Origin of the sequence: Lysobacter soli, assembly GCF_009755585.1 — a bacterium.
In the GTDB taxonomy this organism is placed as follows: Bacteria; Pseudomonadota; Gammaproteobacteria; order Xanthomonadales; family Xanthomonadaceae; genus Lysobacter_J; species Lysobacter_J soli.
Map to the genome: position 1 here is coordinate 3,591,255 of NZ_CP046603.1, position 25,556 is coordinate 3,616,810.

The 25,556-nt window shown below is 69.3% G+C and carries 25 protein-coding genes; 11 read left to right on the forward strand and 14 right to left on the reverse strand.

Annotation, left to right across the window (positions count from 1 at the left end; all coding sequences use genetic code 11):
* Positions 1-102 precede the first annotated feature (102 nt).
* On the reverse strand, positions 103-1,215 hold the full coding sequence (locus tag GOY17_RS16310; RefSeq protein ID WP_157031170.1) for an efflux RND transporter periplasmic adaptor subunit: 1,113 nt from the start codon (positions 1,213-1,215) through the stop codon (positions 103-105).
* A 77-nt stretch (positions 1,216-1,292) separates the two neighbouring features.
* On the opposite strand from GOY17_RS16310, the gene GOY17_RS16315 reads away from it, so the two are divergent.
* The 3 genes from GOY17_RS16315 to GOY17_RS16325 all read left to right on the forward strand — a co-directional run bounded on the left by GOY17_RS16315 (position 1,293) and on the right by GOY17_RS16325 (position 4,274).
* The gene (locus tag GOY17_RS16315) at positions 1,293-2,000 is read left to right on the forward strand and encodes a TetR/AcrR family transcriptional regulator (protein WP_115844221.1); all 708 of its coding nucleotides are present in this window, start codon (positions 1,293-1,295) and stop codon (positions 1,998-2,000) included.
* Between the two features lie 130 nt (positions 2,001-2,130).
* The gene (locus GOY17_RS16320; RefSeq protein WP_198173714.1) at positions 2,131-2,787 is read left to right on the forward strand and encodes a protein-L-isoaspartate O-methyltransferase family protein; all 657 of its coding nucleotides are present in this window, start codon (positions 2,131-2,133) and stop codon (positions 2,785-2,787) included.
* 68 nt (positions 2,788-2,855) lie between these two features.
* On the forward strand, positions 2,856-4,274 hold the full coding sequence (locus tag GOY17_RS16325) for a TolC family outer membrane protein (RefSeq protein ID WP_157031171.1): 1,419 nt from the start codon (positions 2,856-2,858) through the stop codon (positions 4,272-4,274).
* A gap of 67 nt (positions 4,275-4,341) precedes the next feature.
* Here GOY17_RS16325 and GOY17_RS16330 read toward each other — a convergent pair whose 3' ends face one another.
* The gene (locus GOY17_RS16330) at positions 4,342-5,217 is read right to left on the reverse strand and encodes an acid phosphatase (RefSeq protein WP_157031769.1); all 876 of its coding nucleotides are present in this window, start codon (positions 5,215-5,217) and stop codon (positions 4,342-4,344) included.
* Between the two features lie 169 nt (positions 5,218-5,386).
* A complete protein-coding gene (gene waaA, locus GOY17_RS16335; RefSeq protein WP_157031172.1) occupies positions 5,387-6,682 on the reverse strand; it encodes a lipid IV(A) 3-deoxy-D-manno-octulosonic acid transferase in 1,296 nt (431 codons plus the stop codon).
* A 131-nt stretch (positions 6,683-6,813) separates the two neighbouring features.
* Between waaA and lpxL the strand changes: the two genes are divergently transcribed.
* On the forward strand, positions 6,814-7,746 hold the full coding sequence (gene lpxL, locus GOY17_RS16340) for an LpxL/LpxP family Kdo(2)-lipid IV(A) lauroyl/palmitoleoyl acyltransferase (RefSeq protein ID WP_232338461.1): 933 nt from the start codon (positions 6,814-6,816) through the stop codon (positions 7,744-7,746).
* A 3-nt stretch (positions 7,747-7,749) separates the two neighbouring features.
* On the opposite strand, the gene GOY17_RS16345 is transcribed toward lpxL, so the two are convergent.
* From GOY17_RS16345 to GOY17_RS16370, 6 genes are all read right to left on the reverse strand, one after another.
* Positions 7,750-9,054, reverse strand: a complete 1,305-nt coding sequence (locus tag GOY17_RS16345; RefSeq protein ID WP_157031173.1) for an O-antigen ligase family protein — start codon at positions 9,052-9,054, stop codon at positions 7,750-7,752.
* Entirely contained in the window at positions 9,041-10,162 is a 1,122-nt protein-coding gene (locus tag GOY17_RS16350; RefSeq protein ID WP_157031174.1) for a glycosyltransferase, read from the reverse strand. Before GOY17_RS16350 ends, GOY17_RS16345 begins: the two co-directional genes overlap by 14 nt.
* A 46-nt stretch (positions 10,163-10,208) precedes the next feature.
* A complete protein-coding gene (locus GOY17_RS16355; RefSeq protein WP_115844233.1) occupies positions 10,209-10,409 on the reverse strand; it encodes a zinc-finger domain-containing protein in 201 nt (66 codons plus the stop codon).
* A gap of 83 nt (positions 10,410-10,492) precedes the next feature.
* Complete coding sequence (locus GOY17_RS16360) at positions 10,493-11,203, reverse strand: pirin family protein (protein WP_157031175.1); 711 nt, start codon at positions 11,201-11,203, stop codon at positions 10,493-10,495.
* 73 nt (positions 11,204-11,276) lie between these two features.
* Positions 11,277-11,870, reverse strand: a complete 594-nt coding sequence (locus GOY17_RS16365) for a YceI family protein (RefSeq protein WP_232338462.1) — start codon at positions 11,868-11,870, stop codon at positions 11,277-11,279.
* A 46-nt stretch (positions 11,871-11,916) separates the two neighbouring features.
* A complete protein-coding gene (locus tag GOY17_RS16370) occupies positions 11,917-12,516 on the reverse strand; it encodes a malonic semialdehyde reductase (protein WP_115844239.1) in 600 nt (199 codons plus the stop codon).
* 106 nt (positions 12,517-12,622) lie between these two features.
* On the opposite strand from GOY17_RS16370, the gene GOY17_RS16375 reads away from it, so the two are divergent.
* Positions 12,623-13,600, forward strand: a complete 978-nt coding sequence (locus GOY17_RS16375; RefSeq protein WP_157031177.1) for a mitochondrial fission ELM1 family protein — start codon at positions 12,623-12,625, stop codon at positions 13,598-13,600.
* Here GOY17_RS16375 and glnE read toward each other — a convergent pair.
* From glnE to groES, 4 genes are all read right to left on the reverse strand, one after another.
* Positions 13,582-16,413, reverse strand: coding sequence for a bifunctional [glutamate--ammonia ligase]-adenylyl-L-tyrosine phosphorylase/[glutamate--ammonia-ligase] adenylyltransferase (gene glnE, locus GOY17_RS16380; protein WP_157031178.1), 2,832 nt, complete (start codon positions 16,411-16,413; stop codon positions 13,582-13,584). The genes GOY17_RS16375 and glnE overlap by 19 nt on opposite strands.
* A 296-nt stretch (positions 16,414-16,709) precedes the next feature.
* Positions 16,710-17,318, reverse strand: coding sequence for a DUF6445 family protein (locus GOY17_RS16385; protein WP_157031179.1), 609 nt, complete (start codon positions 17,316-17,318; stop codon positions 16,710-16,712).
* Positions 17,319-17,428: 110 nt separating this feature from the next.
* A complete protein-coding gene (gene groL, locus GOY17_RS16390; RefSeq protein WP_115844248.1) occupies positions 17,429-19,066 on the reverse strand; it encodes a chaperonin GroEL in 1,638 nt (545 codons plus the stop codon).
* Between the two features lie 137 nt (positions 19,067-19,203).
* Positions 19,204-19,491 carry a co-chaperone GroES gene (groES, locus tag GOY17_RS16395; protein WP_115844288.1) on the reverse strand — a complete coding sequence of 96 codons (288 nt, stop codon included), beginning with the start codon at positions 19,489-19,491 and terminating at the stop codon, positions 19,204-19,206.
* Positions 19,492-20,019: 528 nt separating this feature from the next.
* On the opposite strand from groES, the gene GOY17_RS16400 reads away from it, so the two are divergent.
* Positions 20,020-20,427 carry a helix-turn-helix transcriptional regulator gene (locus GOY17_RS16400; protein WP_157031180.1) on the forward strand — a complete coding sequence of 136 codons (408 nt, stop codon included), beginning with the start codon at positions 20,020-20,022 and terminating at the stop codon, positions 20,425-20,427.
* Between the two features lie 4 nt (positions 20,428-20,431).
* Here GOY17_RS16400 and GOY17_RS16405 read toward each other — a convergent pair whose 3' ends face one another.
* Complete coding sequence (locus GOY17_RS16405; protein WP_157031181.1) at positions 20,432-20,890, reverse strand: hypothetical protein; 459 nt, start codon at positions 20,888-20,890, stop codon at positions 20,432-20,434.
* Positions 20,891-21,031: 141 nt separating this feature from the next.
* On the opposite strand from GOY17_RS16405, the gene cutA reads away from it, so the two are divergent.
* The 5 genes from cutA (at position 21,032) to accB (ending at position 25,507) form a co-directional block, all read left to right on the forward strand.
* On the forward strand, positions 21,032-21,373 hold the full coding sequence (cutA, locus tag GOY17_RS16410; RefSeq protein WP_157031182.1) for a divalent-cation tolerance protein CutA: 342 nt from the start codon (positions 21,032-21,034) through the stop codon (positions 21,371-21,373).
* On the forward strand, positions 21,366-23,795 hold the full coding sequence (locus GOY17_RS16415) for a protein-disulfide reductase DsbD (protein ID WP_157031771.1): 2,430 nt from the start codon (positions 21,366-21,368) through the stop codon (positions 23,793-23,795). The genes cutA and GOY17_RS16415 overlap by 8 nt, the downstream gene beginning before the upstream one ends.
* On the forward strand, positions 23,795-24,391 hold the full coding sequence (locus GOY17_RS16420; RefSeq protein WP_157031183.1) for a TlpA family protein disulfide reductase: 597 nt from the start codon (positions 23,795-23,797) through the stop codon (positions 24,389-24,391). Before GOY17_RS16415 ends, GOY17_RS16420 begins: the two co-directional genes overlap by 1 nt.
* A gap of 139 nt (positions 24,392-24,530) precedes the next feature.
* Positions 24,531-24,986 (forward strand): type II 3-dehydroquinate dehydratase, encoded by a 456-nt coding sequence (aroQ, locus tag GOY17_RS16425; protein ID WP_157031184.1) that lies wholly within the window; start codon positions 24,531-24,533, stop codon positions 24,984-24,986.
* A 50-nt stretch (positions 24,987-25,036) separates the two neighbouring features.
* Positions 25,037-25,507 carry an acetyl-CoA carboxylase biotin carboxyl carrier protein gene (accB, locus tag GOY17_RS16430; RefSeq protein WP_115844262.1) on the forward strand — a complete coding sequence of 157 codons (471 nt, stop codon included), beginning with the start codon at positions 25,037-25,039 and terminating at the stop codon, positions 25,505-25,507.
* Positions 25,508-25,556: the final 49 nt, after the last annotated feature.

Below are 25,556 nucleotides of genomic sequence, written 5' to 3' on the forward strand. Positions count from 1 at the left end.
TCCCCCATCCCGTCCCCTTCCCCCGCGAGCGGGGGAAGGGCATGCGTGCCGTGCGGGTGTCGCGCGCTGCTTGCATCGGCGCGTCGCTCGCACTGGCTTCGCTCAGTTGTTCTTGATCGGGCGATTTTCCCGATCGACCGGCTGCACCTTCTGCCCGTCGCGGAGCAGATGTCCCCCGGCGGCGACGATCCACTCGTTCGCGGCGAGTTCGCCCTGCACCGGCACGCGGTCCTCGCCGAACGCGCCGGCCTGCACCGGGCGCAGCTTCACCGTGGAGGTCTTCATGTCGACGACGAACACCGCCGCCTTGCCGTTCTCGCGCTGGAGCGCGGCGATCGGCACGCTCAGGCCGCCGCGGTCGTCGGTGGGCAGGTAGACGCGGGCGCTCTGGCCGAGGTCGATCGCGCCAGCTGGCGCATCGACGGTGACGCGAGCGGCGAACGTGCGCGACGCCGGATCGGCCGCGGGGGAGATTTCACGGATGCGGCCGTTCCAGCGCTGGCCGGGGCGCGACCACGCTTCGACCTGCACCGGCTGGCCGGCCTTGACCTTGCCGGCCATGGTTTCGGGCAGGGCGAAGGCGATCTCGCGCACGCCGTCGGCGGCAAGCGTGAACACCGACTGCCCGGCCGCGACGACCTGCCCCGCTTCGGCCTGGCGCGCGGCGATCACGCCGTCGCGCGTGGCGCGCAGTTGCGAATAGGCGGCCTGGTTGCTCGCGACTTCGACCTCGGCGCGGGCGGCATTCACCTGGCCCTGCGCAGCGGTGGCCGCCGCGTTCTGGGCGTCGAGGGTGGAACGGCTCACCAACTGCTCGTTCGCCAGCTTCGCGAAGCGCGCCTGATCGGCGCGGGCGCGGCCCAGTTCGGCTTCGGCGGCGGCCAGTTGCGCCTTCGCGGCGCGGGCCTGCGCCTCCAGGTCGCCCGGATCGAGCGTCGCCAACACCTGGCCGGCGCGCACGTGGTCACCGACGTCGACATTGCGCTGGACGAGCTTGCCGCCGACTCGGAACGACAGCGGGCTCTCCTCGCGTGCCCGCACGTCGCCGGCGAAGGCGCTGGCGGTGTGGTCGGCGGCGACCGGATGCGTGACCAGGACCGGGCGCGGGGCTTCCTCGACCGCGCCATCGCGCCCACAGGCGCTCAATAGAAAGGTGGAAAAGGCGACCAGCGTCCATGCCGACAGGCGGAACGCAGCGGGGAAAGGACTGCGCATTGCGAGGGTCCCTGCAGTTAATTAATGTACTTGCGGGTACTGTATAAATATCAAACTGATTAGTCTAGTATTGCCGCATGACCGCTCCACGCCAGCCTTCCGCGCCGCAGGGCGCAACCGCCAAGCCGGCCGGCCCCGGACGTCCGAAGGACATGGGCAAGCGCGCCGCCATCCTGGAGGCGGCGAAAAGAATGTTTACTCAGCACGGCTTCGATGGCGCCAGCATGGACCAGATCGCCGCCGAGGCCGGGGTCTCCAAGCTCACCGTCTATAGCCACTTCGGCGACAAGGACGCGTTGTTCCTCGCCGCGGTGGAGTCGCACTGCGACCTGTCGCTGCCGTCCTCCCTGTTCGAGCCCTCGCCCGACACGCCGTTGCGCGATCGGCTGATGGACATCGCCCACGCGTTCTATTCGATGGTGACCGCGCCGGAAGCCGTCGCCGGGCATCGCATGCTGTGCTCGCCGCAGATGTCGAATTCCGGCCTGCCCAAGCTGTTCTGGGACGCCGGCCCGATGCGCGTGCAGTCCGATTTCTCCGCGCTGCTCGAGCGGCGCATCAAGGCCGGCGAGCTGGAGATTCCCGACGTCGCGCGCGCCGCGGGCCAGTTTTTCAGCCTGCTCAAGGGCGAACCGCACGCGTGCCTGGTGTTCGGTGGGCCGGGGCCGGCGGAGGACGAAATCCAGGCGCATCTGGCCTCGGCCGTGGACCTGTTCCTGCGCGCCTACCAGGTGCGCGACACCGCGGCCGGCAAGCCCGCCGCAAGCGGTCGGTCGCGTCGATGACATCCGTCTTGGTTACTTCTGGCACTCAGTCTGACTTGGGGCCGCGGCCATCCTGTGCGCCGCGCCCGCAAAGGCCGGCAGCGGTATTCCCGGTACAATTCGCGGTCTTCCGCGCACGAGTCAGCCCCCGATGAACCCCATGGATTACAACAAGGCACGCGAATTGATGGTCGAGCAGCAGGTGCGTCCCTGGGACGTGCTTGATGGCCGCGTGCTCGATGTGATGGCGACGCTGCCGCGCGAAGCCTTCCTGCCCGTGGCGCATCGCAACCTGGCCTACGCCGACCTCGCGCTGCCGCTGGCCCATGGCGAATTCACGATGAAGCCGGTCCTGCAGGGCCGCGCCCTGCAGGCGCTCGCGCTGGATCCGGCCGACGACGTGCTCGTGATCGGCGCCGGCACCGGCTACCTGGCTGGTTGCGCAGGCCGCCTCGCCCGCGACGTGCTCGCGCTGGAGCGCCACGCCGACCTCGCGCAGGCCGCCTCGGCGGCGCTGTCGGAGCAGTCGGTCGACAACGTGCAGGTCGTGGTCGGCGACGCGTTCGCCTGGACCACCGAGCGCCGCTTCACCGCGATCCTCGTCGCTGGCGCCGTGGACACGATCCCGCAGCGTTTCATCGACTGGCTGGAGCCGAACGGCCGCATGTTCGTCGTGCGCGGTCGCTCGCCGGTGATGGAAGCGGTGCTGGTGCGCAACGATGTCAACGCGCTGCGCATCCAATCGTTGTTCGAAACCGATCTTCCCTATCTCGCCGGTGCGGCCCCCGCCCCGGTATTCAAGTTCTGAAGCAGTACCCCCACACGCCTGCAGACCGCGGGCGGCTCAACAAAACGCAACACGGACAAGGACCTCGCATGATCCGCCGCCCGCTCGTCATCGCCCTCGCCGCAGCCGTGAGCCTGTCGGCCCTGTTGCCGGCCACGGCCTCCGCCGAAGACCTCCTGCAGACCTACGAGCTGGCACGCACGGCCGATCCGCAACTCGCGGCGGCCGAGTCCAATCGCCTTGCGATCCGCGAAGGCCAGGTGCAGACGCGCGCGGCGATGCTGCCGCAGATCGACGGTTCGGCCTCGATCACCAAGGGTCGCAGCTACTCGCGCGGCAATAACTCGGTCAACGCCGACGGCACCATCAACCCCGGCGACAGCGACACCGAGAGCACCACGCGCAGCACCGGCGTGAACCTCAGCCAGATGGTCTACGACCGCGGCAACTTCACCCGCCACAAGAGCGCCAAGGCGCTGGCGCAGGCGGCGGACTTCCAGCTGGCGGCGTCGGGCAACGACCTGATCACGCGCACCTCGGCCGCGTACTTCAACGTGCTGATCGCGCTGGAATCGCTGGCCGCCGCCGAAGCCGCCGAGACGGCGCTGAAGAAGCAGTTCGACTACGCCTCCAAGCGCCTGGAAGTCGGCCTGGCGCCGATCACCGACGTGCATGAAGCCCGCGCCCAGTACGACAGCGCGCGCGCCAACACGATCCTGGCCCGCAATGCCGTCGAGGATTCGTACCAGGCGCTGGCGGAAATCACCGGCCAGCAGGTGCGCAACATCAAGGGCCTGCCGAAGGACTACCAGCCGTCGCTGACCGAATCGCGCGACGCCGACGGCTGGGTGAGCACGGCCATCGAGAACAACCCGGCGCTGCGTGCGAAGGAACTGCAGGTCTCCTCTACCGAAGCCGACGTCGAGACCGCGCGCGCAGGCCACTGGCCCCGCCTTTACCTCAGCGGTTCCTATGGCGACAGCACGACTTGGGGCGAGCGCGAAATCCTCGACGCGACGCGCGACATCGACAGCCGCACCTTCGGTCCGCAGGTCGGCCTGACGCTGTCGGTGCCGATCTTCTCCGGTGGCGCCACGCAGTCGGGCGTGCGCCAGGCGCTGGCGCGTCGCGACGTCGCGGCCGATGAGCTGGAACAGCAGAAGCGCCTGCTCGTGCGCAACACGCGCAACGCCTACCAGACGCTGGTCGCGAGCATCAGCGAAGTCGAGGCACGCCGCCTCGCGCTGGTCTCGGCGCAGGCCGCGTACGACGCCTCGCAGGTCGGCCTGGAAGTCGGCACGCGCACCGTGCTGGACGTCCTGCAGAACCAGAACAACCTGTTCACCGCGCAGCTCGAGTTCGCGCGCGCGCGCTACAACCACCTGCAGAGCCGCCTGCTGCTGGAACAGGCCGCCGGCACGCTCGACATCGCCGACGTGCAGGACGTGAACCGCCTGCTCACCGTGGACACCGCTTCGCAGCTGCCGGCGGGCGACGTGCCGGGCTGATCGGTACCGACACGCACGAATGACGAAGGCCGGACGGAACGTCCGGCCTTCTTCTTTGGGCGATCGCCTACAAGACGCCGTCGATGGGAATGGCGAGCGCCGCTGCTTCCGCGCTGCAATCCACCGAAGGCGTCTTCCCGCTCGCCCGCAGCGACTGCACTTCCTGTGATGCCGCGGCGACATCCGCCTGGAAGGTCGCGTTCGATTGCAGCTTTGCGTACGTGCCCGACGCGATCGTGCGACCCGCCAGGATGTCGCTCTGCCAATGCGCATTGCAGACCAGCCGGCTTTCGCCGAAGGAACGCCCGCGCGCCAGCAACGCATCGGCGCGATCGGGTGCGACCTGTGTCAGCACCAGCGCCCACATCCAGCCGATCGAGGTGTGGCCGGACGGATACGAGCCGTCGTTGCGCAGCGCCGCTTCGTCCTTCGGCGCGCACGTGCCTTCCTTGTAGAACACGAATGGACGCGTGCGCTTGTAGTGGTCTTTCGCGGCGTATGTAGCGAGCCCCGCGTCGGTCAGCGTGCGGCGAAGCAACTGGTACAGGCGCGGCGACTGATCCTGTGAGACCGGCACGCCGAGCGCGCACGAGAACGCGTCGGCCACGTGCGGGAAGCTCAGGTCTGCGTCGGAAGTCGCCTGCGTGTCGCGCGCGGTTCCGCGCAGTTTCTGCGAAGCACGGCTCACGGCCTGGTCCTGCCTGAAGGCGGCCGATCCTTCCTTCGGCGGCGCGGGCAGCAGTTTCAGGCTGTCCGGCAATTCGCGACCGAGGTAGCCCGCGAGCACGCCAGGACGAATCTCGGGCACCGCTTCGGCAGTCGCCGGAGACGACACAGTCGCAGCAGGCGACATGGGCGAAGCGGGCGAGGTAGACGAGGCGGACTCGCTCGTGCTCGCGCAGGCGGACACCAAAAGCGATGCCGCCAGGGCCAGGCCCGGCATCGCAAATGCGGAATGGTCGTGCGCGATGGACTTTCCGGATGGCTGCTTCACGTCACTCGCTCCTTCAGGTGATGTCCGTCGCCAGATGCAACACCGGGCGTTCACGGGCCGTGAAGTCTGTCGGCGTGCGCGGTCGCGCACCATCAGAAGAATCGCGAAGTCCCGCGAATCAGCCTTGCGGCGGCAGCAGCGGCTGCAACAGGTCAAGCGTGCGGGCGAGCGCCCCGCGACCGGTTTCGACCAGCGCACGGCCGGCGTCGGTCATGCGCTCGCGTCGTTCCCGATCAGACAGCAGTTCGGCCAGCGCGCGTTCGACGTGCTCGGCGTCGGGCGCCACGCACAACGCGCCGGCATCTTCCAGGCGCTGGGCGATCTCGACGAAGTTGTGCAGGTGCGGCCCGGTGACGATCGCCGTGCCGGTCGCCGCAGGTTCGAGCAGGTTGTGCCCCCCGATGGCCTGCAGACTGCCGCCGACGAAGGCGACGTCGGCGCAGGCGTAGAAGCTCATCAGTTCGCCGAGCGTGTCGATCACGAACACCGCATCGTCCGCCTGCGGCCATTGCTGGCGCGAGCGCGTCGATACGTTCCAGCCCGCGGCACGCGCGGTATCGGCGACGGTGCGGAAGCGCTCGGGATGGCGCGGCGCCCACAGCATCAGCAGGTCGGGAAACTGCGCGCGCAGCTGGCGATGGATCGCGATCACCGCCATCTCCTCGTCCTCGTGCGTGCTCGCGGCGATCCAGACGGGACGTTCGCCGCAGCGTGCACGGCACTGCGCCGCAAAACCGGCGAGGTCTTCCGGCACGGCGACGTCGAACTTCAGGTTGCCCACTTCAGCGACCTGCTCCCGATTCGCGCCGAGCCGCACGAAACGCTGGCCATCGGCATGGGACTGCGCGGCCACCGTCCGCACCGTGCGCAGCGCGCGCGCGACCAGCGGCGCAAGCACGCGATACCCGCGCAGCGAGCGCTCCGACAACCGCGCGTTGAGGATGACCGCGGGGATGCCAGCGTCGCGGCAGCCGAACAACAGGCTAGGCCACAGCTCCGTTTCCATGATCAGTGCGGCGTACGGGCGGTAATGCTTGAGGAAACGCCCGACCGCGCCCGGCAGATCGTAAGGCAGGTAGACGTGTTCGACCGCATCGCCCCACAGCGCCTGCACGCGCTCCGAACCCGTCGGCGTGATGGTGGTGACCAGCAGGCGCAGGTCCGGCCTCGCGCGTCGCAGCGCGTTGACCAGCGGCACGGCGGCGTTGACCTCCCCCACCGAGACCGCGTGGACCCACAACGTGCGCATCGGCGGGGCATCGCCGTAATGCGCGTAACGCTCCTGCCATCGCAGGAAATACGCGGGCTGCCGCAGGCCGCGCCAGATCAGGTGATAGACCGTGATCGGCGCCAACAGATACAGGGCGACCGAATACAGGCCGCGCAGCAGGCGCTCGATGGGGTCTTTCGGCATCGGCATAAGGATAGCGAAGCCGGTGACGGCCGGGCGAAGATCCGCCGTCCGCGCGTTGCTCAGTCGGCGCGGATAGCGCTCGCATCGCGAGCGTCTACTGCATGCAGGCAGCCGCCCCGTAGAATCTGCGGATGCCCAAGGCTGTCGAATCCCCCACCTCGCCCCCGTCTCCGCCGTTCGGTCCGCGCCACTGGCCGATGTGGCTCGCGCTCGGCGTCATGTGCCTGGGCGCGCGCCTGCCGTGGTCGGTGCAGCGCGGCCTCGGTCGGCTGATCGGCGCGTTCGCGCTGCTGGTGGGATCATCGCGGCGCAAGGCCGCGCAGATCAATCTGGAGCTGTGCTTTCCGGAGATGTCCGCCGACCAGCGCGAGCGCCTGCTGCGCGACAGCTTCCGCGACCTGGGCATCGGGTTCTTCGAGTTCGCCCGCGCGTGGTGGGGCTCGGCCGCGCCGATGCGCCGCACCGTGCGCATCGAAGGGCTGGAACTGCTGGACGACATCCGCGCGCAGGGCCGCGGCGTGCTGATGGTGTCGGGCCATTTCATGACGCTGGAGATGTGCGGCCGCCTGATGTGCGACCACCTGCCGCTGACCGGCATGTACCGCCGTCATCGCAGCCCGGTGATGGAATGGGCCGTCAAGCGTGGTCGCCTGCGCTACGCCAAGGCGATGTTCACCAACGACGAGATCCGCCCGGCAATCCGGCATCTCAAGCAGGGCGGCTTCCTCTGGTACGCGCCAGACCAGGACATGCGCGGCAAGGACACCGTCTTCGCGCCGTTCTTCGGCGTGCCGGCGGCGACGATCACCGCCACGCACCAGTTCGCGCGCCTGAGCGGCTGCGCCGTGGTGCCGTTCTTCCATCGCCGCGAAGGTGCCGACTACGTGTTGCGCGTCGGCGCGCCGCTGGAGGATTTTCCGTCGAACGACGCCGCGGCCGATTCCACCCGCGTCAACGCGGCGATCGAGGCGATGGTCCGCGAGGCCCCGACGCAGTACCTGTGGATCCACCGCCGCTTCAAGCGCCGCCCGCCGGGCATGACCTCGCCCTACGGCAAGCGCTGACGGCTATTCGCGCGCGAGCAGGCTGCCGGCGTACAGCGCGGCGAGCAGCAGCGTCAGCCCGCCCCAGAACGTCGAATAGAACGCCAGGTGCGTGTTGATCGGGAACACCGTCACCGCGAGCGCCCACATCGCCGGACGTGCGCGTTCGCGCGCCTGCTCATCCGCGAAGCGCCACGCGCGCCATGCGAGTGCGAGACCGGCCAGCCACAGCAGCATGCCGAACGCGCCGGTTTCGCTGAGCACTTCCAGCACGATCTGGTGCGCGTGCAGCGCCGGGCCCGTGCCCCACGCCGCCGTCTGACCCGGCGCGGGATCGCATGCGGGAAACGCCTCGCGGAAGCCACGCGCGCCGATGCCGTTGATCGGGTGCTCGCGCGCCATGCACAGCGCCGCGCTCCAGATGCGTGCGCGGCCGGAGAGCGCGCTGTCCACGCCTTCCACATCCGCGGTGACCGCATGCGTGGTGCGCATGAGGCGCTCGCGCACCTGCGGCACGGTGGCACTCAGCGTGGCGATCACGATGGCGCCCAGCGCGAACACGCCGATCAGCTTCTTCCAGCCGACCAGTCGCCAGCCCGACAGCACCAGCGCGACGGCATAGGTGATCCACGACGCCCGCGAACCGGCCAGCACCAGCACGATGCCGATCGCCGCGGCGGCCAGCAGCCAGCCGGCCGTGCCCATGCGACGCCCGCCGACGAACAGCAGGAACGGCGACAGGCTCGCAAGCACCGGGCCGAGCTTGAGGTTGCACGGGCCGAGCACGCCGCTGAGGCGATCGACGGCTGCCACTTCCTGCGGCGTGCACATGCCGTGGCCGCTGATGGCGCGCTTGATGCCGTCGATGCCGGAGAACAGCGGGCTCGCGCCGGTCGCCGCCTGCGCGAGCGCGTCGAGCGTCCAGATGCCTACGATGATCGCCAGGCCGCCGAAGGTGATGCGCCGACCGCGCGGATCGGCCACGGCCGAGGCGACCAGCCACAGGAACGGCAGGTAGCGCAGGTCGACCGCCGCTTCGCGGAGCGCGCGTGCGGGGTCGATGGCGTCGATCGCCGACACCAGCTCGGGCGTCCAGTACGCGAAGAACAGCACGCTGGTGAGCGCCCACGCGGGATTGCTCAGCAGCTTCGCGCCACCGCGGAATCGCGACAGCGCCAGGTGCACGATTGCCGCCAGCGCGCCGAGCACGAGCACGCCTTCGGCATAGCCCGGTGCGGGCCAGAGCGCGACGTAGGCGAGGATCCACGCAGGCGCCCAGCGCCAGCCGCGCACGCGACCTTCGGCCGGCGCGGTGTCAGCGGGATTCATCGACGAGCTCGGCGTAGACGGCAAGCGTGGCCTCCTGCATCGCATGCAACGAATGCGGAATCGTAGCCGGCGGCGTCGCCGGATGCGTAAGAAGTTCGTAGCCGCGGCGATACAGGGCATCGAGATCGAATTGCGCCACCGCGCCATCGGGCTGCCAGTTCGAGAGCAGTTCGCCGACGCCGCCGTGCGCCCAGCCGAGCACCGGGCGACCCACCGACCAGGCTTCGAGCACCGTGCGGCCGAACGCCTCCGGCTTGCGCGACAGCTGCAGCACGACGTCGCTGGCCGCATACGCACGGGCGATGGCGTCGGTCGGTTCGGTGAAGGCCACCGCGTCGGCAATGCCGAGCGTCGCCGCTTCGCCTTCCAGTTCGGCGATGTACGCCTCGCGTCCGGCCTCGCGCGCGCCGGGCAGCCAGAGTCGTGCGTCGACGCCGTCCCCGCGCACGCGCGAAAGCAGTGCGAGTGCGTCGGCGTGTCCTTTCAGGCGCGTGCCGCGTCCGGGCAACAGCAGCAGCGGACCATCGCCCCCGAGCGCCGGATGCAGCGCCGCGGCCCACGCACGCGCCTCGCGATCGGGATGCGGCGCGCGCGGAAACGTGCGCGGATCGATACCGCGCGGGATCACGCGCAGCTTCGATGCATCGACCGCGGGGTATTGGCGCAGCACGAAGTCGCGCACGGTGTCCGACACGCAGATCACGCGTTCGCCATGCGTCATCACCGCGCTGTAGCGCGACGGCGAATTGAGTCCGTGCACGGTCGTGACCCAGCGCGGGCGTGTCGACGCCGGCAGGCTGCGCAGCGCGAATTCGCCCACCCATGCGGGCAGGCGCGAACGCGCATGCACGATGTCCACGCCTTCGCGCTCGAACAGCGCACGCAGCGCGAACACGTGGCGGAAGGTCAGCGGCGACTTGCGCCCGATGTCGAGCGCGACGTGCTCGGCGCCCGATGCGAGCAGGCGCGGCACGAGCCGGCCGCCCCTGGACACGACGATCGCGCGATGGCCGGCATCGACCAGCGCCTGCGCGATCTCGAGGGTGGAACGTTCGACGCCGCCCGATTCGAGGGCGGGCAGCAGCTGGACGACGGTCAGCCGGCGCATGCGCGGCTCCGCGGAAGGAATTCGCGGCACCGGCGCGGCGCGGAGGTCAGTCTTCGAGGACGAAATGCGAGCCGCAGTACGGGCACTGCACCTCGCCGTTCTCGGCTTCGATGGGCAAGTACACGCGCGGATGCGAGTTCCACAGCGCCATCGAGGGCAGCGGGCAGCTCAGCGGCAGGTCGGCGCGATGCACGACATAGCGCTGCTCGGCGTTGGCCTGGGTCGGATGGGCGTTGGCTGCGGTCATGGGTCGGAACGGCTGTGGCGACGCGGGGCCGCAAGTTTACCAGCCCCGATGCGAAGGCCGGCGCGAAACGGCGCGACTCACCCCTACTGGGGCAGGTCCAGCAGGAGGACGAGCGCCCGCCCATCGCTGGCCCCCGTCAGGCGCAACGTGCCGGCCTCGTCGTGAACGCCCAGCGCGTCGCCGGCACGCAGCGCGATGCCGTCGTTCGCGGTCGCCTCGCCGTCCACGACCTGTACCCAGTACAGCCGCGACGGATCCATCGCGACGTCCGCCGTCTCACCGCGATCGAGCCGGACCTGCAGGACGCGCACGTCCTGCCGGATCGCGAGGCTGCCGTCGGCGCCATCGCCGGAGGCGAGCAGCGTCCAGCCGCGCGCGTCGGCGGGCGCAGCGGCGCGGCGCGCGTAAGCGGGCTCATGGTTCAGGCGCGACGGCTGGATCCACAACTGCAGCAGGTGCAGCGGTTCGGAGGCCGATGCGTTGCGTTCGGCGTGCTCGGTGCCGTGGCCGGCGCTGAGCCATTGCAGCTCGCCGGTGCGAACGACGCCGTTGCCGCCGATCGCGTCCTCGTGCGCGAGTTCGCCGGACACGACGAACGCCAGCAGTTCCATGTTCGCATGGCGCGCCGTGTCGAAGCCCGCGCCGGGATCGAGGCGATCCTCGTTGAGCACGCGCAACGGGCCGAAGCCCATCCACTGCGGGTCGTAATGGCCGCCGAAGGAGAACGCGTGGCGGCTGTCGCGGCCGGAGGCGGCGGACTGGCCGCGTTCGCTGGAGGGGCGCTGGACGATCATCTGGACGCTGGAAACGACAAGGGCGGGAACCGGGACATTGTCCCCGTTCCCGCCCCCGATGTCCGCCCGCGGCTTACTTGGCGGCAGGCACGACCGCTTCGGTCGTGATGCGGATGGTGACGTTGTCGCTCACGTTCGGCGCGTACTTGTCGACGCCGAAGTCGCTGCGCTTGATCGTCGTGGTCGCATCGAAGCCCGCGGCGGCGCGCTTGGCCATCGGCTGCTCGCCGATCTTGTTGATCGTGGTGTCGAGCACGACCTGCTTGGTCACGCCCTTGATGGTCAGGTCGCCGAACACGCGCAGCTTCTTGTCGCCGGCCGCTTCGACCTTGGTGCTCTTGAAGGTGATGTTCGGATACTTCTCGGCGTCGAAGAAATCGGCGCTGCGCAGGTGTTCGTCGAACTTCTCCACGTGCGAATCCAGGCCCGCGAGCGGGATCGTCACGTCCACCTTCGAGGTGCCGACGTTCTTCGGATCGTAGGTGATGCTGCCGTCGACCTGGCCGAAATGCGCGATCGGGTTGGAGAAGCCGAAGTGGCTCCAGCTCGCGACGACGTCGGTGTGGTTCGGGTCGATCTTGTAGGTGACGGGGGCGGCGAAGGCGGCGGTACTGGCGGCGGTACTGGCGGCGATGAGGGCCGCGGTGAGGGCGATGCGCTTGAACATGCGGGAAATCTCCGTGAGGTGTGCAGGGCGAGCGGGTACTGCGGCGTTACAGGATCCGCGCCGCCTCGTCGAAGGACAGGCGCGGCGAACGGGGGAACAGCTTGGCGGTGTCGCCATGGCCGAGGTTGATCAGGAAGTTGGACTTGATCTTCGTGCCGGCGAAAAAGGTTTCGTCCACCAGCGCATTGTTGAAGCCCGACATCGGGCCGGTATCCAGCCCCAGCGCGCGCGCGGCCATGAGCACGTAGGCGCCCTGCAGGCTGCCGTTGCGCAGCGCGATGGTGGTCAGGTCCGCCTCCGGCTTGCCCTCGAACCAGCCGCGCGCATCGGTGTGCGGGAACAGGTACGGGAGCTTTTCGTAGAACGCGAGGTCGTGGGCGACGATCGCGGTGACCGGCGCGGCCATCGTCTTGGCGTGGTTGCCTTCGTCCAGCGCGGGGGCGAGCTTGGCCTTGGCTTCGGGCGATTTCACGAAGACCAGGCGCAGCGGCGACATGTTGGCGCTGGTCGGGCCCCACTTGGCCAGGTCGTAGAGTTCGCGCAGCGTCTCGTCGCTCACCTCACCCTTGAGCTCGTTGTGCGTGCGGGCGGTGCGGAAGAGCTGGTCCAGCGCGGACGCGGGCAGCGGCGGGGTGTTCTGCGACATCGTGTGCTCCGTGGTGAGCCGCGACACCGCCGCGGCCGAGGTTCGAGAGTGTAGAGTCTGGCACGTTCGCAACAGCCGACTGATCCGGAACGGATTACTCACAAACGTGCAACGAACGAGACCCGATTCCGCACCCTCACGCGGGCCCTCGACCTGGACGATCACCGACGGCCATGCCGGCAACGTGCGCCAGGCGCAGGCGCTCGCGACCGCGCTGGCCGAGCCCTTCCGCGCGTGGACGCTGGCCCCGCGCACGCCATGGCGGTGGTTCGCGCCACGGGCGTTGCCGGGTTGCTCGAATGCGTTCGGCCGCACGTTCAAGCAGGCGATGCGAACCCCACCGTCGCTGGCGATCGGTTGTGGCCGCCAGGCCGGCCTGGCGACGCGGCTGTTGCGATCGCGTGGTGCGCGTGCGGTGCAGATCCTCGATCCCCGCATCGATACGCGGCACTGGGACCTCGTCATCGCGCCCGAACACGACGGACTTCACGGCGACAACGTCATCTCGATGATCGGCAGCCTCAATCCGGTCGACGACCTCTGGCTCGCGGCCGGTCGCCACGCGTTCCCCGACATCGGCGCCCTGCCCGGCCCACGCACGACGCTGCTCGTCGGCGGCGCCAGCGCGCACGCGCGTTTCGACGACGCGATGTACGACGCGCTGCTGCTCAACGTCGAACGTGTCGCGCGCGATGAAGGCGGCAGCGTGCTCGCCACGACGTCGCGCCGCACGCCGACGCATGTCGCCGCCGCGTTGCGCGATCGACTGCGCGGCGTGCCCGGCCTGATCTGGACCGACGGCGCCGATGGCCCGAACCCCTACGCCGGCCTGCTCGCCTGGGCCGACCGCATCGTCTGCACCGCCGACTCGGTCAACATGCTGTCCGAAGCCTGCGCGACATGGGCACCGGTGTTCGTCGCGGGCCACGAACGCGTCGAAGGACGACCGCGCCGGTTCGTCGAATCGCTGCTGCACACCGGCCGCGTGCGTTCGTTCGGCGATGATGCCGGACGTTTTGCGATCACGCCGCTGCGCGAAACCGCGCGCGTGGCGGGCGAAGTCCGTCAGCGACTGGCGTCCTGATCGAAGTCCAGTCCGTGCCGCTTCGCCGCGCCTGAAATCGCCGCGCGTGCGGTGGCGATCGCGTCGTTGATCGGGAGCCTTCGAGGGCGACGATCGAGCGTACACGCAAGGCCCGCATCGACGAGCGTCGCGTGCGCCTGCGTCAACGCTCCGACTTCGTTTTCGTCGAGCCAGCCGCTTTCGCCGGTCGCCTGGATCAGCTCGCAGGTGTTGCGCGAGGACAGCCACTGCAGGTGCTGCGCCGAATGCGCGAGCACGGCGTACTGCAGCAGGAATTCGAGATCGACCAGGCCGCCTTCGCCCTGCTTCAGGTCGAACGCCGCGGCGTCGGTGCGGTCGAGTTCTGCACGCATGCGACGGCGCATCGACACGACGTCCTCACGCACGCGCTCCATGTCGCGCGTGCGCGACAGCGTCTGGCGACGCACGTCCTCGACGTCCGCGCCCAGCGATTCATCGCCCGCGACGAAACGCGCCCGCACCAGCGCCTGGTGTTCCCACGTCCACGCGCGATCGCGCTGGTAGTCGCGGTAACTCGCAAGGCTCGACACGAGCAGGCCTTTCGCGCCGTCGGGGCGAAGGCGGACATCGACGTCGTAAAGCCGACCCGCACCCGTCACCGCGCCGAGCAGCGCGACGACCTTCTGCGCGACGCGCGCGAACCAGCGCGTGACTTCGAGCGGTCGCGCACCATCGGAATGCGCGTGTTCGCCGCCCGGCGCGTCGTAGATGAAGACCAGGTCGAGGTCGGAACCGAAGCCGAGCTCCTCGCCGCCGAGGCTGCCGTAGCCGATCACCGCGAAGCGCGCACCGGGGACACGGCCGTGCGCACTGGCGACTTCATGTTCGGCCAGTCGCAGCACGCGCATCACCACGCCGTCGGCGAGCCACGCGAGCTGGCGCGCGCCATCGACCGCGGACAGGCGGCCGTCGCGTACCGCCATCGCGATGCGGAAGCTCAATGCCTGCCGGACTTCGTTCAACACCTGGAGCACGGCTTCGGCGTCGTCGTCGGCGCCAGGCGCGGCGTCTGCGCATGCCGCATGCAGTTCGTCGCGACCCGGCAGCGGGCCGGCGACGCGTGCGTCCAGCAGCTCGTCGAGGAGCAACGGATACGACGCGAGGCGTTCGGCGAGCAGCGCGCTGTGCGAGACGACTTCGACCAGACGCGCCAGCGCGACGGGTTGTTCGTCCAGCAGCGCCAGGTACGCGCTTCGACGCAGCACGTTGTGCAGCAATGCGAGCAGCCGCCGCAGCGCGAGCATCGGCTCGCTCGACGCGGCCGCCGCCTGCAACAGCGACGGCATCACGCGATCGAGGCGTCCGCGCGCACTGTCCGACAGGCCACGCACGCCCGGACTGCGCGCGAAATCGCGCAGCGCGCCGTCCGCGTTGCCCGCTTCGACGAAGCCCGCGTCGGCCAGGGCTTCGCTGTCCCCGCCGTCGGGCAGCGCGCGCCAGTACGTCGTCAGCGCGTCGGGCGCGTTGCGGCGGCGACGTGGCGCGAGCAGCGCTTCGAATTCGGTGGCGACGCGGGCGCGTTGCACGTCGAGCGCTTCGCGCAGCGCGGTCCAGTCGTCGAAACCCAGTGCGAAGGCGATGCGGTCGCGGTCGTCCTCGCGCTCGGGCAGCGCATGCGTCTGCGCATCGCGCAGCATCTGCAGGCGGTTTTCCAGTCGCCGCAGGAAGCGGTACGCATCGGCGAGCAGGTCGCCGGCCTCGGCGCCCATCTGCCGCGCGTCCACCAGCGCGCGCAACGACAGTAGCAGGCGGCGATCGCGCAGGTCGGGCTCGCGCCCGCCGTAGATCAGCTGCAGCGCCTGCACGAGGAATTCGATCTCGCGAATGCCGCCGGGCCCGCGCTTGATGTCGTCGGCCAGTTCCTTGCGCGCGACTTCGGCGGTGATGGCCGCCTTCATGCCGCGCAGGCCATCCAGCGCGCCGAAGTCGAGGTAGCGGCGATAGACGAACGGACGCAGGCTGTCGAGAAAGCGCTCGCCCGCTGCCGCGTCGCCGGCGACGGGTCGCGCCTTCTGCCACGCATAGCGCTCCCAGTCGCGGCCTTCGCGCTGGAAGTACTGCTCCATCGCGTTGAACGACCACGCGACGCGGCCTGCGTTGCCGTACGGCCGCAGGCGCAGGTCGACGCGATGGCAGAAACCGTCCACCGTCGGTTCGTCGAGCAGTTTCGCCAGTTGCTGGCCGAGGCGCGCGAAGTAGTGCTCCGCATCGAGCGGACGCGCGCCGTCCGATTCGCCGTCGTGTTCGTAGGTATAGACCAGGTCGACGTCGGAGCTGAAATTGAGTTCGCCGCCGCCGAGCTTGCCCAGGCCGAACACGACCAGCCGCTGCGCGTTGCCGTCGCGATGGCGCACCACGCCGTGGCGCTGGGCGAATTCGGTCTCTACCGCGTTCAGGCCGATCTGCAGGCACCGCTCGGCCAGATGCGTGCTGCCGGCAAGTGTCGCGTCGACGTCGTCCAGGCCGAGCGCGTCGCGCCAGATCAACCGCGTGGAGCCGGCGGCGCGATAGCGACGCAGCAGCGCGGGCCAGTCGGCGCGGTTGCCGGCGTCGAGCACCGGTTCCGCAGGCGGCTCGGCGCCGTCGTCGCGCAGGAGGCGCTCCAGCAGTTCCGGCTGTCGCACGAGCGTGTCGATGGCGAAGTCGCTCGCGATAGCGACACGTTCGATGCGGACGATCGCGTGCGGATCGGTGAGAAGCTCGCCGGGCAGCACGGCGCGCAGGCGCGGAAGGACACGCGCCAGCAGCGGTTGGAATCGGTCGGGCGGCGAAGCGGATGCGGGGGAAGTCATCGCGCCGATTCTGTCACGCGCGTTCGCTTCGTCGATCTGAACTGCGCGCTATCGGAGCGCGCACGACATGCTCGCGGCAAGAGGCATGCCGACGAGGCAAATAAAAAGCCCGCCCCGGTCGAACCGGTTGCGGGCCTGCTCCCTCCCCCACGTCGGGATGCGCGCTGATCGTGAAGGAACCGTTAGGTGCAATGCACGCTGCACTGCAAAATAGAACTCAGCGGTTCAAATAGCGCTTCAATCGACCTGTAACGCCAGCCCTGTTCAGGTTTGGAAACAGGGTCTTCCGGGCGCAATTACGCGCCCGCGAAGAACATCAGGTACACCAGCCGGCCATTTTCCATGCGGTCGCCAAATGCCGGCCCCGCGGTGTGCCACAGCCATGGGCGCAGCAGCACCAGCCGGTTGAAACGCATCGGCGCGGTCATCGTCCGCTCCCATTTCGCGTCGTCGTTGGTGTCCTTCTCGATCACCTGCTGGTGCATGTGCTCCAGCGAGTCGTACCCCATCGCGCGCGCTTCCTCCTGGCTCCACGGCGCACGTTCGCTGTTGGTCGGGAGGTGTCGGAAGAATTCGGTGCCGCCGCGGCAATCCTCGGGACGACTGAGGTAGAGGATCCCGGACCAGTACGCCTGGTCGATGTGCACCTTCGCGCGGCCCTTGTCGGCGGCCAGCGTCATGCGGAACTTCGCGTGCGATTGCAGCGGCGAGATCGGCTTGACCCGTTCGCCGACGATGTTCGACACCGTGCGGTCCAGGCCGTCCATCTCGATGCGTTCGAGCGAATTGCGCCCCGGAAACGCGCCCTGCTGCTCGGGATAGGTAAGTTGCAGTCCGACCTCGCGCAGCGATTGCGCGTCGCGCGTGCTGAGGAAGTCGTCGACGATGATCAGGGAGGTCGGCATGCGCGCGAGCTTATCGGCTCGACGCGTTGTGCGCACGACGCCCGATCGCACAAAAAAGAACCCCGCATCGCTGCGGGGTTCTTCGTGTCGCGTGACGCGGGAAGCGGGACTTAGAAGTCCATGCCGCCCATGCCGCCCATGCCACCGCCCGGCATCGCCGGCTCTTCCTTCTTCGGCAGCTCGGCGACCATCGCTTCGGTCGTGATCATCAGGCCGGCGATCGACGCGGCGTTCTGCAGCGCGGTACGCGTGACCTTGGTCGGGTCCAGGATGCCGGCTTCGAGCATGTCGACGTACTCGCCGTTGGCGGCGTTGTAGCCGAACGCACCCTTGCCTTCGATGACCTTGTTGAGGATGACCGACGGCTCTTCGCCGGCGTTGGTCACGATCTCGCGCAGCGGCGCTTCCATCGCGCGCAGGGCGATCTGGATGCCGTGGTTCTGGTCTTCGTTGGCGCCCTTCAGGCCGGCGATCGCCGCCTTGGCACGCAGCAGCGCGACGCCGCCGCCCGGCACGATGCCTTCTTCCACCGCCGCACGCGTGGCGTGCAGGGCGTCTTCGACGCGCGCCTTCTTTTCCTTCATCTCGATCTCGGTCGAGGCACCGACCTTGATCACCGCCACGCCGCCGGCCAGCTTGGCCACGCGCTCCTGCAGCTTCTCGCGGTCGTAGTCGGAGGAGGTCTCCTCGATCTGCGCCTTGATCTGCTTGATGCGGCCTTCGATGCCCGAGGCATCGCCGGCGCCGTCGATGATGGTGGTGTTCTCCTTGGAGACCTGCACCTTCTTCGCGCGGCCGAGGTCCTTGATGGTGGCCTTGTCCAGCTGCAGGCCGACTTCCTCGGAGATCACGGTGCCACCGGTCAGGATGGCCATGTCTTCCAGCATCGCCTTGCGACGGTCGCCGAAGCCCGGGGCCTTGACGGCGCAGACCTTCACGATGCCGCGGATGGTGTTGACCACCAGCGTCGCCAGCGCTTCGCCTTCGACTTCCTCGGCGATGATCAGCAGCGGCTTGCCGGCCTTCGCGACGCCTTCCAGCACCGGCAGCAGGTCGCGGACGTTGGAGATCTTCTTGTCGTGCAGCAGGATGAACGGATCGTCCAGTTCGGCCTGCATCGACTGCTGGTTGTTGATGAAGTACGGCGACAGGTAGCCGCGGTCGAACTGCATGCCCTCGACGACGTCGAGTTCGTTCTCGAGGCCCGAGCCGTCTTCGACGGTGATCACGCCTTCCTTGCCGACCTTGTCCATCGCCTGCGCGATGAGGTCGCCGATGTTGGTGTCGCTGTTGGCCGAGATCGCGCCGACCTGGGCGATTTCCTTCGACGTCGAGGACGGCTTGGAGATCTTCTTCAGCTCGCCCACGGCTTCGGCGACGGCCTTGTCGATGCCGCGCTTGAGGTCCATCGGGTTCATGCCGGCGGCGACGGCCTTCATGCCTTCGCGGATCAGCGCCTGCGCCAGCACGGTGGCGGTGGTGGTGCCGTCACCGGCGTTGTCGGAGGTCTTGGACGCGACTTCCTTCACCATCTGCGCGCCCATGTTCTCGAACTTGTCGGCAAGCTCGATTTCCTTGGCGACGGACACGCCGTCCTTCGTGATGGTCGGGGCGCCGAAGCTCTTCTCGAGCACGACGTTGCGGCCCTTCGGGCCGAGCGTTGCCTTGACGGCATTGGCGAGGATGTTGACGCCGCGCACCATCTTGACGCGCGCGTCCTCACCGAAACGGATTTCCTTGGCTGCCATGGTTCTTAACTCCGGGATTCGTGATTCGTGATTTGTGATTCGTGGAAAGCGACAACCATGAGGTTCGTGATGCGGGGGGATCGGTCAGCGCGCTGCGCTCGTCCGAATCGCCATTCCCGGAACACGAATCACGGCTTTCAGCCGAGCACGGCGAAGATGTCGTCTTCCTTCACCACCAGGTATTCGGTGCCGTCCAGCTTCACTTCGGTGCCGCTGTACTTGCCGAACAGGACCTTGTCGCCGACCTTGACCTTTGGGGCGCGCACGTTGCCGTTGTCGAACGCCTTGCCCTCGCCGACGGCGACGACTTCGCCCTTGATCGGCTTCTCGGTGGCGGAGTCCGGGATCACGATGCCGCCAGCGGACATCTTTTCTTCTTCCATGCGCTTGATGACCACGCGGTCGTAGAGCGGCTTGATATTCATGGCGACGAACACCTCTGTAAGTGGTTGAAACAGCGGAAAAAGTGTCGAAATTTTAGCAGTCGCCCGCGACGAGTGCCAAGATCGCGGGCAAACAGTACCCGGCGAACCGGGATCCGTCGGAGATGGGGCGGCAGCGGAACCTTTCAAGGCCTGCCCGACATATCCGGTGCAGGCGGGAGCGACTGGTTCGAACGCGGGAAGCGTGCGGCGCCGGCAAGGCGCCGGCCAAAAAAAGAAAGAGCGCGCCCCGTGGAACGCGCTCCTTGGTATCGAAGTTGCCGTCCTGGCCCGGCGCCATCCCTGCGCACGTGCTTCGAACCTGCGCCTGACGCGGCGCACGGCAATGGTGTGCGCTCCTTCGCGTTCGGGCCAGCTCCGGACTGCTTGCGCCTGCTGACCAGCGGTATCCATCCGGCCCGAAGGTTTGCCAGAATCTGCGATCCGGACTTGCTTTCGGTGGCGCACCGGCTACCGACAGCGCACAGCTTCGAGTGTATGTCGTTCACCCTGTGACCATAGGTAGCCGCGATGACACCCCAGCAGCGGATCCGCCTCGCCCGCCGTCACGCCGGCCTCTCGCAGGCCGCACTCGGGGCCGCCGTCGGCGTGCAGCGCAGTGCGGTCGGTCACTGGGAGGCGGCGCGCGGCAAGTTCCCCAGCGTGGCGCACCTGCGCGAGATCGCACTGGTCACCGGTGTCCAGTTCGAATGGCTGGCGACCGGCCGCGGCAGCATGGGCCTGTCGGCCGATACGGCGCTGGATTCGGTGGCGGCGGCCGACGCCGTGCTGGTCGAGGATCCGCTCGAACTGCGCCTGCTGGCCGCCTTCCGCGCGGCGCCGACGCGCTCCAGGGCGCCGCTGGTGGAAGTCGTCGAGCAGCTGGCCGAATTGCGTACCGGGCGAGCGCGCGTCACGGCGAAGACGGCGCGCGTGTAGCGTCTCAGCCGCCTGCCAGGCGCCGGACCGCGGCCGCCGGAAGCGCCGCGCAATCGGCGGCCGGGGCGAACGCCGCCGTCGCGGTCTCGTCGCCCTGCACGAGCTGGAGCTGCTTCGCGGTCAGCGGCGCGGCCAGCACGGCCGTCCACACGGCGCGGATCGTGCCCTGCATCGGCGGCTCCGCCTGCGGCGCGCCGGACGCGTCGACGTAGACCAGGTCGCGCCCGGACGTCGCCAGGCGCTCGCCGGACTCCAGGTCGAGCACGCTGAGGTCGGCCGGATCGCTCCAGCAGTTCATCGCGCTCTCGCAGCTGAGGTCCAGCAACAGCCGTGGCGCCGGCGTCGCCTGCGCGCAGGCGGCACGCACGCGGATGCCGTGCGCGTCTCCGGTCTGGGCCATCGCGACGGAACTGGCGAGTGCCAGCACGAGGCCGAGCGATGCGAGCAACGGGCGATGGGACATCGAACCTCCTGGCCGGCCAGCGGAACGCCGGCGCCGGCAGCCTACGCCATCCGGGGGCGCATCGTGCAAGGTCCGACGGAACGCTGCGGGCCGGCCCGGCACGGGCAGCGGCCGCAGGCAGGCCCTACACTGGCGCCCCTCATGCCCACGGCCACCGACCCGCGCGTGCGGCTGGTGCTCAGCACCTGCCCCGACGCACAGACCGCCGACGCCCTCGCCACCGCGCTGGTGGACGAGCGACTGGCCGCGTGCGTGAACGTGCTGCCCGGCCTCCGCTCGGTGTACCGCTGGCAGGGCGCGATCGAACGCAGCGGGGAAGTCCTGCTGCTGATCAAGACCACGGCGGCGCGCCAGGACGAACTGATCGCGCGGCTGAAGACGCTGCATCCGTATGAACTGCCCGAGGCGCTCGCGGTCGAAGCCGTCGGCGGCCTCGCCGCCTACCTCGGCTGGGTGGACGAACAGACACGTGACGATGACTGACCCGATCCGGACGCGCGCCGCGCGCCTGCTTTCCTTTTTCCTCCCGCTCGCGCTCGCATTCGCCGCGATGCCCGCCGCCGCCGCGATCGATCCCGACGACCTGCTGCCGGTCGACGACGCCTTCGCGCTGCGGGCCGAGGCGCCGTCCGCCGACCGCATCGAGATCCGCTGGCGCATCGCCGACGGCTATTACCTGTATCGCCACCGCATCGCCGTGCAGGCCGACGCCGGCTTCGCCGCGCAGCCGCTGCAACTGCCCAGGGGCGATCAGCACGAGGACGAGTTCTTCGGCAAGGTCGAAACCTACCGGCAGCAGCTCACCGCCGTGCTCCCCGGCCAGGCCAGCGCGCGCCAGGTCACGCTGAAGATCAAGTACCAGGGCTGCGCCGACGCCGGCATCTGCTACCCGCCGCAGACGCGCAGCGTGACCGTTGCGCTGCCCCCCGCCGCGCAGGACAACGCCAAGCCGCTGGTGAACTTCGGCCCGCGTGGCAACGCGCCGCTGGGTGGCGGGCTGCTCGGCCAGAACGCCGGCACCGGCACCGATGCGCTGCCGCTGCCGCCGGAGCAGGCGTTCGGTTTCGAGGCGATCGCCGGCGACGGCAACACGCTGCTGCTGCGCTTCACCCCGGCGCGCGGCTATTACCTGTATCGCGACAAGACCACGCTGAAACTCGACGCCGCTGCGACCAAGGCCGGCTTCGCGCTCGGCGCACCGCGCTGGCCGAAGGGCGTGGCGCATCGCGACGAGCATTTCGGCGACGTCACGGTGTACTTCGACCAGATCGACGTGCCGGTGCCGGTGAGCGCACGCACGACCGAGCCGGCGACCCTGCGACTGACGGCCGGATTCCAGGGCTGCCAGACGGACGGCATCTGCTATCCGCCGATGACGCGGGTGGTTGACGTCGCGCTGCCCGCGCGGAAGGTGCAGGCGATCTCGAACGGGCCTTCGACGCAGCTTCCGCTTGCGGCCGGTGAGCAGGGCGCGGCGCCCGCGCAGCCTCCCGCGAGCGATACCGCCGTCGCACCGACGCCGACCGCGCCCGCTCCTTCGGCCGCGACATCGACCGGCGATCGCGCGCCCGCGACCAACGCAGCCAACGGCGAACAGGCCGAAGACGCGCGCCTCGCCGCCGCGCTGTCCGGCAAGGGGCGCTGGTTCGCGCTGCTGACTTTCTTCGCGCTGGGTCTGGGACTGTCGTTCACGCCGTGCGTGCTGCCGATGATCCCGATCCTCTCCGGCCTCATCGCCGGCCAGGGCCCGAACCTCGGCGTCCGTCGCGCGCTGACGCTGTCGTTCGTGTACGTGCTGGCGAGCGCGCTGGTGTTCACCGCGGCCGGCGTCGTCGCGGGCCTGGTCGGTGCGAACCTGCAGGTGGCCTTCCAGACGCCGTGGGTGATCGTTGCCTTTGCCGCCCTGTTCGTCGTGCTTTCGCTGTCGAGCTTCGGGCTGTACGAACTGCAGCTGCCGTCCGCGTTGCGATCGAAGCTCGGCGCGATGAGCGATCGCCAGCGTGGCGGCTCGCTCGCCGGCGTGGCGATGATGGGCGCCCTGTCGGCGCTGATCGTCGGCCCCTGCGTCGCTCCGCCGCTGGCGGCAGCCGTGCTTTACATCGGCCAGACGCAGGATCCGGCCTTCGGCGGCGCGGCGCTGTTCCTGCTGGCGATGGGCATGGGCGTGCCGCTGCTCGTCTTCGGCGTCGCCGCCGGCAAGGGCCTGCCGACCAGCGGGCCGTGGATGGTCGCGGTGCAGCGCGCGTTCGGCTTCGTCTTCCTGGGGCTGGCGGTGTGGATGCTCTCGCGCATCGTGCCGGCGCCGGTGACGCTCGCGCTCTGGGGCGTGCTGCTGCTCGCCGCGGCGGCGACCACGGCCACCGCGGTGCGCAATTCGCGCCACGACGGTGCGCGGATCATGGGCTGGACGGCGGCGCTGGTGCTCGGCCTGTTCGGCGCCGCGCAGTTGGTCGGCGCGATGGCCGGCAGCCGCGATCCCTTCAAGCCGCTGGCCGGTCTCGTCGGCGGAGGCGCGCAGGTCGAAGCCGAGCTGCCGTTCCGCAAGATCAAGTCGACGGCCGACCTCGACCGCGAGATCGCCGCAGCGCAGGCGGCCGGAAAGCCGCTAATGCTCGACTTCTATGCCGACTGGTGCGTGGCCTGCAAGGAAATGGAGAAGTACACCTTCCCCGATCCGGCCGTGCACAAGGCGCTGGACGGCTTCGTGCTGCTCAAGGCCGACGTCACCGCCAACGACGACGTCGACCAGGCACTGATGAAGCGCCTGGGCATCATCGGCCCGCCGGCGACGCTGTGGTACCAGGGCGGCGCGGAGCGCCGCGAACTGCGGCTGTTCGGCTTCGAGGAAGCAGAGAACTTCGTCGAACGTGCCGGCCGCGCAGGGTCGGAGCAGGCGACCCGCTGATGGGTTCGACTGCGAAGATCCTGCTCGTTGCGGCCATCGCCGGCGCGCTGGGCGTGGTCGCCGGCCTCGTGGTCAACGGTCCGGGTCCGCTGCTGCGTACCGAGGTCGGCCAGCGCGCGCTGCAGTCGGCGATGGACGCGAGCGCGCCGAAGCCGCCCGCCGATCTTCCGGTCGCACGGCGCGGCGAAGCCGTCCCGACGATCCGCCTTCCCGCACTCGACGGCGCCACCGTCGAATTGCCCGCCGCGTACGCCGGCCGACCGGTGCTGGTGAACCTGTGGGCGAGCTGGTGCGGCCCGTGCATCGAGGAAATGCCCGAGCTGGATCGCTATGCGGCCTCCCAGGGCGCGAACGGCACGCAAGTGGTCGGCATCGCGCTGGATGACGCGGCCGCCGTGGAGGCGTTCCTCAAGCGTGTTCCCGTGCGCTATCCGATCCTGCTGGACGAAGCCGGCCCGCGCGACGCGGGCGTCCAACTGGGCAATCCGAAGGGCGTCCTGCCCTATACGGCGCTGATTTCCGCCGACGGCCGCCTGATCAGGCAGAAGATTGGGCCGTTCCAGCATGGCGAAATCGATAACTGGGTCGCGGATTAGAGCGACCACTCAAACGCCCGATTAAATTCCGCGAACTTCGTCGATACGGCGGCGAACGTCTGGACACCCCATCGGGCATGGCGCACACTGCCGGCCTTCGCCCCCAATCGACGCGCGTTGGCGCGTGTTTCCGGCCCCGATGGCAAAGCTGCTGCTCCTGCACGGCCCCAACCTCAACCTGCTCGGCACGCGCGAGCCGGAGGTCTACGGCCGCGCGACGCTCGCCGACATCGACGCCTCGCTGCGCGAGCGCGCGCAGGCGGCCGGCCACGCCTTCGAGAGCCTGCAGTCCAACGCCGAGCACGTGCTGGTCGACCGCATCCAGGCCGCGCGCCAGGACGGCACCAGCTTCATCCTGATCAACCCGGCGGCCTTCACCCATACCAGCGTGGCCATCCGCGACGCTCTGGCGGCCGTCGCCCTGCCCTTCATCGAAGTCCACCTGTCCAACCCGCACCGCCGCGAGCCCTTCCGCCACACCAGCTACTTCAGCGACCTGGCGGTCGGCGTGGTGTGCGGCTTCGGCGCGGACAGCTACCGATACGCACTCGACGCAGCGCTGGCCCGGATGGCCGCGCCCGCCGGGACGCCCTGACATCCACCTGCCTGCCCGCTCGCCGGGCGCACGCAACCTGAGGCCCGAACATGGACCTGCGCAAAATCAAGAAGCTGATCGACCTGCTCGAGGAATCCAACCTCGCCGAGATCGAGATCAAGGAAGGCGAGGAATCCGTCCGCCTGGCCCGCACGCCGAAGGGCATCCAGGTCGCCGCGGCGCCGATCATGCAGGCCGCCCCGCAGCCGGCGCCGGTCATGCCGATGCACGGCCCGACTGAAGCAGCCAGCGGCGGCGCGCCCAAGCCTGCCGCGGACCTGCCGCCGGGCCACATCGTCCGTGCGCCGATGGTCGGCACCTTCTACGGCTCGCCCTCGCCGGACAAGCCGGCGTTCGTCACGGTCGGCCAGGCGGTCAAGGCCGGCGACACGCTGGGCATCATCGAGGCGATGAAGATGTTCAACCCGATCGAGGCCGACGTCGCCGGCACGGTGTTGAAGGTGATGGTCGAGAACGGCCAGCCGATCGAGTTCGACCAGCCGCTGTTCGTCATCGGGTAAGCGCGACGGGCGAGGCTCAGGCCACGCCCACGTGAACTGCCCCGTCCCC

Excerpts from the sequence above, each read along its gene's own strand:
- glnE (WP_157031178.1), bottom strand. The coding sequence starts at position 16,413 with ATGACTTCCCCCGCATCCGCTTCGCCGCCCGACCGATTCCAACCGCTG.
- groES (WP_115844288.1), bottom strand. The coding sequence starts at position 19,491 with ATGAATATCAAGCCGCTCTACGACCGCGTGGTCATCAAGCGCATGGAA.
- GOY17_RS16420 (WP_157031183.1), top strand. The coding sequence starts at position 23,795 with ATGGGTTCGACTGCGAAGATCCTGCTCGTTGCGGCCATCGCCGGCGCG.
- GOY17_RS16415 (WP_157031771.1), top strand. The coding sequence starts at position 21,366 with ATGACTGACCCGATCCGGACGCGCGCCGCGCGCCTGCTTTCCTTTTTC.
- GOY17_RS16385 (WP_157031179.1), bottom strand. The coding sequence starts at position 17,318 with ATGCCGACCTCCCTGATCATCGTCGACGACTTCCTCAGCACGCGCGAC.
- aroQ (WP_157031184.1), top strand. The coding sequence starts at position 24,531 with ATGGCAAAGCTGCTGCTCCTGCACGGCCCCAACCTCAACCTGCTCGGC.
- groL (WP_115844248.1), bottom strand. The coding sequence starts at position 19,066 with ATGGCAGCCAAGGAAATCCGTTTCGGTGAGGACGCGCGCGTCAAGATG.
- GOY17_RS16325 (WP_157031171.1), top strand. The coding sequence starts at position 2,856 with ATGATCCGCCGCCCGCTCGTCATCGCCCTCGCCGCAGCCGTGAGCCTG.
- GOY17_RS16320 (WP_198173714.1), top strand. The coding sequence starts at position 2,131 with ATGAACCCCATGGATTACAACAAGGCACGCGAATTGATGGTCGAGCAG.
- GOY17_RS16345 (WP_157031173.1), bottom strand. The coding sequence starts at position 9,054 with ATGAATCCCGCTGACACCGCGCCGGCCGAAGGTCGCGTGCGCGGCTGG.
- GOY17_RS16355 (WP_115844233.1), bottom strand. The coding sequence starts at position 10,409 with ATGACCGCAGCCAACGCCCATCCGACCCAGGCCAACGCCGAGCAGCGC.
- cutA (WP_157031182.1), top strand. The coding sequence starts at position 21,032 with ATGCCCACGGCCACCGACCCGCGCGTGCGGCTGGTGCTCAGCACCTGC.
- GOY17_RS16315 (WP_115844221.1), top strand. The coding sequence starts at position 1,293 with ATGACCGCTCCACGCCAGCCTTCCGCGCCGCAGGGCGCAACCGCCAAG.
- waaA (WP_157031172.1), bottom strand. The coding sequence starts at position 6,682 with ATGCCGAAAGACCCCATCGAGCGCCTGCTGCGCGGCCTGTATTCGGTC.
- GOY17_RS16365 (WP_232338462.1), bottom strand. The coding sequence starts at position 11,870 with ATGTTCAAGCGCATCGCCCTCACCGCGGCCCTCATCGCCGCCAGTACC.
- GOY17_RS16330 (WP_157031769.1), bottom strand. The coding sequence starts at position 5,217 with ATGCCGGGCCTGGCCCTGGCGGCATCGCTTTTGGTGTCCGCCTGCGCG.
- GOY17_RS16400 (WP_157031180.1), top strand. The coding sequence starts at position 20,020 with ATGACACCCCAGCAGCGGATCCGCCTCGCCCGCCGTCACGCCGGCCTC.
- accB (WP_115844262.1), top strand. The coding sequence starts at position 25,037 with ATGGACCTGCGCAAAATCAAGAAGCTGATCGACCTGCTCGAGGAATCC.
- GOY17_RS16360 (WP_157031175.1), bottom strand. The coding sequence starts at position 11,203 with ATGATCGTCCAGCGCCCCTCCAGCGAACGCGGCCAGTCCGCCGCCTCC.
- GOY17_RS16370 (WP_115844239.1), bottom strand. The coding sequence starts at position 12,516 with ATGTCGCAGAACACCCCGCCGCTGCCCGCGTCCGCGCTGGACCAGCTC.
- lpxL (WP_232338461.1), top strand. The coding sequence starts at position 6,814 with ATGCCCAAGGCTGTCGAATCCCCCACCTCGCCCCCGTCTCCGCCGTTC.
- GOY17_RS16310 (WP_157031170.1), bottom strand. The coding sequence starts at position 1,215 with ATGCGCAGTCCTTTCCCCGCTGCGTTCCGCCTGTCGGCATGGACGCTG.
- GOY17_RS16405 (WP_157031181.1), bottom strand. The coding sequence starts at position 20,890 with ATGTCCCATCGCCCGTTGCTCGCATCGCTCGGCCTCGTGCTGGCACTC.
- GOY17_RS16350 (WP_157031174.1), bottom strand. The coding sequence starts at position 10,162 with ATGCGCCGGCTGACCGTCGTCCAGCTGCTGCCCGCCCTCGAATCGGGC.